At 73.4% G+C, this 3,399-nt stretch carries 4 protein-coding genes; all 4 read right to left on the reverse strand.

The genetic code is table 11. The features are described 5' to 3' along the window. Positions 1–264, reverse strand: a 264-nt coding sequence (locus OM076_RS44320; protein WP_270046701.1) for a hypothetical protein, incomplete at its 3' end; no start/stop codon positions are given. A gap of 8 nt (positions 265–272) precedes the next feature. Further along, positions 273–1,490, reverse strand: a complete 1,218-nt coding sequence (locus OM076_RS44325) for an ABC transporter permease (RefSeq protein WP_270046702.1) — start codon at positions 1,488–1,490, stop codon at positions 273–275. Next, positions 1,477–2,211 (reverse strand): ABC transporter ATP-binding protein, encoded by a 735-nt coding sequence (locus OM076_RS44330; RefSeq protein ID WP_270046704.1) that lies wholly within the window; start codon positions 2,209–2,211, stop codon positions 1,477–1,479. Before OM076_RS44330 ends, OM076_RS44325 begins: the two co-directional genes overlap by 14 nt. Next, positions 2,208–3,399, reverse strand: a 1,192-nt coding sequence (locus tag OM076_RS44335) for an efflux RND transporter periplasmic adaptor subunit (protein WP_270046706.1), incomplete at its 5' end; no start/stop codon positions are given. The genes OM076_RS44335 and OM076_RS44330, both read right to left, overlap by 4 nt.

A 3,399-nucleotide genomic window follows, 5' to 3' on the forward strand; every position in this document is an offset into this window, starting at 1 on the left:
GAACCCGCCGCGCGTCGCGCCTGCGCCTGCGCCACCGGCCCGGGTGCCGCCGGCCGCACCCGCGCCGCCGAAGCCAGCGAAGCGCCCGGCCGCGGCGCCGCCGCCGGTGCCGCTGCTCCCGCGCGATTTCTGGACGTGCACACCGCCGAAGAACCCGGCCGCGGCGATCACCACCGCGACCGCCCCCACGCCCACGGGCGTGACGAGCCGCTGCCGCTCACGTCGCGGCAGCTCCTCTTCGAGATTCATCAATTCCGTGGTCATAGAGCTCCTTACTCGAAGCGCAGCGCGTCGATCGGGCGCATCCGAGCGGCCCGGCCGGCGGGGTAGGTGCCGAAGAACAGGCCCGCGAGCACCGAGGCACCGAAGGCGAGGAAGACGGAGTAGAGGGCGATCGCGGGCTCGACGCCGGCGATCTTGAACTGGCTGCCGACGATCCCGACGATCACGCCGGTGACCCCGCCGAGCGCGCTCACGAGCACGGCCTCGGTGAGGAACTGGGCGAGGATGTCCGCCCGCCGCGCGCCGATCGCCTTGCGGATGCCGATCTCGCGCGTGCGCTCGGTGACCGAGACCAGCATGATGTTCATCACGCCGATCCCGCCGACGAGCAGCGAGATCGCGGCGACCGCGCCGAGCAGGGTCGTGAACACGCTCGTCGACGCATCCGACGCCTCGCGCACCGCGCCCTGGTTGATGACCTGAAAGCCCGGGTTGGTCGGGTCCTCGACGTGCTTGCGCTGGGTCAGGATCGAGGTCACCTCGGCCTGCGCGGCGTCCAGCGCCTTGCCGTCCTTGGCCTCGACCGTGATCGAGCTGAGCCCGCTGCCGTAGCCGGTGATCGCGTCCTGGACGGCGGTCAGCGGCGCGAGCGCGACGTCGTCCTGGTCCTGGACGCCGTTGGAGCCCTTGGTCTGGGTCACGCCCACGACCTGGAACTGCGTGCCGTTGATGCGCACGCTCGAGCCGACCGGGTCAGCGCCGGAGAAGAGGTTGGTGACGACCGTCGGCCCGAGCACGACGACGCGCTTGTGCTGCTTGACGTCGGCGTCGGTGAACATCGCGCCGGTCGCGATCTTGTAGTCGCGGGTGACCGTGTAGGCCGGGACGGTGCCGGTGAACGTGCTCGGCTGGTAGCTCGTCGAGCCCGACGTGAACGTCGTCCCGGTGGCGTTGACGACGGGCGAGACGCGCGCGACGTCGGGCGCGTTGAACTTGTCGTCCAGCGCGTCGGCGTCCTGGACCGTGAAGCTCACGCCGCCGGCCGCGCCGCCGGGCCCGAAGCGCCCGCCCTGCGGCTGCACGAGCAGCACGTTGGAGCCGAGCGCGTTGATGCGCGACTGCACCGCGAGCTTGGAGCCGTTGCCGACCGCGACGAGGATGATCACCGCCGCGACGCCGATCGTCATGCCGAGGATCGTCAGCCCGGAGCGGAGCTTGTTCGCGCCCACGCCCGCGAGGGCGATCCGGAAGATCTCAGGTCCGGACATCGCTCAGGATCTCGCCGTCGCCGAGGCGGATGACGCGCGCGGCGCGCTCGGCGACGTCCTCCTCGTGGGTGATCATCACGACGGTCCGGCCGGCGTCGTTGAGGCGGGCGAAGACGTCCAGGACCTCGTGGGTGGAGTGCGAGTCCAGGTTGCCGGTCGGCTCGTCGGCGAGGATGATCGACGGGTTGGTGACGATCGCCCGCGCGACGGCGACGCGCTGCTGCTGGCCGCCGGAGAGCTTGGACGGCTGGTGGTGGATCCGGTCCCCCATGCCGACCGCGTCGAGCGCGGCGAGCGCGCGCCGGCGCCGGTCCGCGCGCTGGAGCCCCGCGTAGGTCAGCGGCAGCTCGACGTTGGCCAGCGCGCTCGTGCGCGGCACGAGATTGAACGCCTGGAAGACGAACCCGATCTTGCGGTTGCGCAGGTCGGCGAGGTCGTCCTCGTGGATGTCGTGCACGTCGGCGCCGTCGAGCAGGTACCGGCCGGAGGTCGGCGAGTCGAGGCAGCCGACGATGTGCATCAGCGTGCTCTTGCCGCTGCCGGAGGAGCCCATGATCGCGACGTAGTCACCGCGCTCGATCCGCAGCGAGACGCGGCGCAGCGCGCGCACGACGATGTCGTCACCCACGCGGTACTCGCGCGTGACCTCACGCAGCTCGATGACCGGGTCCGGCGCCACATCCACCGCGACCGTCTCGGGCGCGGCACCGAGCTGGCTCAACCGCCGGGCCCTCCGCCGCCGAAGCCTCCGCCGCCGCCTGCGCGGGCGCGGAAGCCGCCGCCGCCACCACCACCGAAGCCGCCACCGCCGCCGAACCCGCCCGCGCCGCCGAAGCCGCCGGTCCCCTGCGCGCCCGAGCCCGAAGCCGTGCGCCCGGAGGCCGCGCTGGTCGAGGTGACGATCACCTTGTCACCCGCATTGAGGCCGGAGACGACCTGGGTCGCGCTGTCGCCGACGACGCCCGTCTGGACGCGCTCGGTGGTGCGCTTGCCGTTGCGCTCGACGGTCACGCTGTTGCCGCGGATCGCCTGGCTGGGAACGGAGAGGCCGCTGACGCGGGCGACGACGATGTCCGCCGTCGCGCTCATCCCGGCCTTGATGCCGTCGGTCGACTGGTCGAGCGTGATCGTCACCGGGTAGCTGACCGCGCTGCTGGAGCCGCTCGAGCTGTCTGAGGCGAGCACACCGACGTCCGTGACGTGGCCGGCGACGTCCTCCCCCGAGGCCGCGTTGATCGTGACCGTCGCGCTCTGGCCGACCTCAACCTTGCCGATGTCGGACTCGCTGAGGCCCACTTCGAGCTTCAGCCGGCTGAGCTGCGCCAGGACGATGAACGCGCTGCTGGACGACGAGGCCGCGGAGGCGGACGAGCCGTTGCCCCCGCCGCTGGCGGCAGAGCCTTGGCCGGCCATGTCGCCGACCCCGCCGGAGATCGAGGCCACCGTGCCCGCCATCGGCGCGCGCAGGACCGTGTCGTCGAGCGCGTCCTGCGCGTCCTCGAGCGCGAGCTGCGCGCTGTCGACGCCCGCCTGCGCGGACTCGACCGACTGCGCGGAGCCGCCGCCCGAGCCCGAAGACGAGCCCGACGAAGAGGAGGACCCGCCGCCGGAGCCGGACCCGCCGGACCCGCCGCCGCCGGAGCGTCCGCCGCCACCGCCGCTGCCGCCGGAGGGCGCGGTCGCGGTGGGCGTCGCGGTCGCGCGCGGTGAGGGCGTGTTGCGCGGCGTCGCGGTCGCGGTGGGCGTCGCGCCGCCGCGCGGCGTAACCGTGGGAGTGGGCGTCGCGGTCGCTGCCGGCGCCTCCGTCGCGCCGGGCGTGGCCGTCGGCGTCGCCTGGGCGAGAAACGCGATCGACGTCGCCGACGCGCGCGTCGCCGCGGCCGTCACGGCGCGCGCGGCGGCACCAGAG

This window comes from Solirubrobacter ginsenosidimutans (assembly GCF_027587205.1).

Bases quoted from the DNA above. Each gene is read 5' to 3' on its own strand.
- OM076_RS44325 (WP_270046702.1), bottom strand. From the start codon at position 1,490: ATGTCCGGACCTGAGATCTTCCGGATCGCCCTCGCGGGCGTGGGCGCG.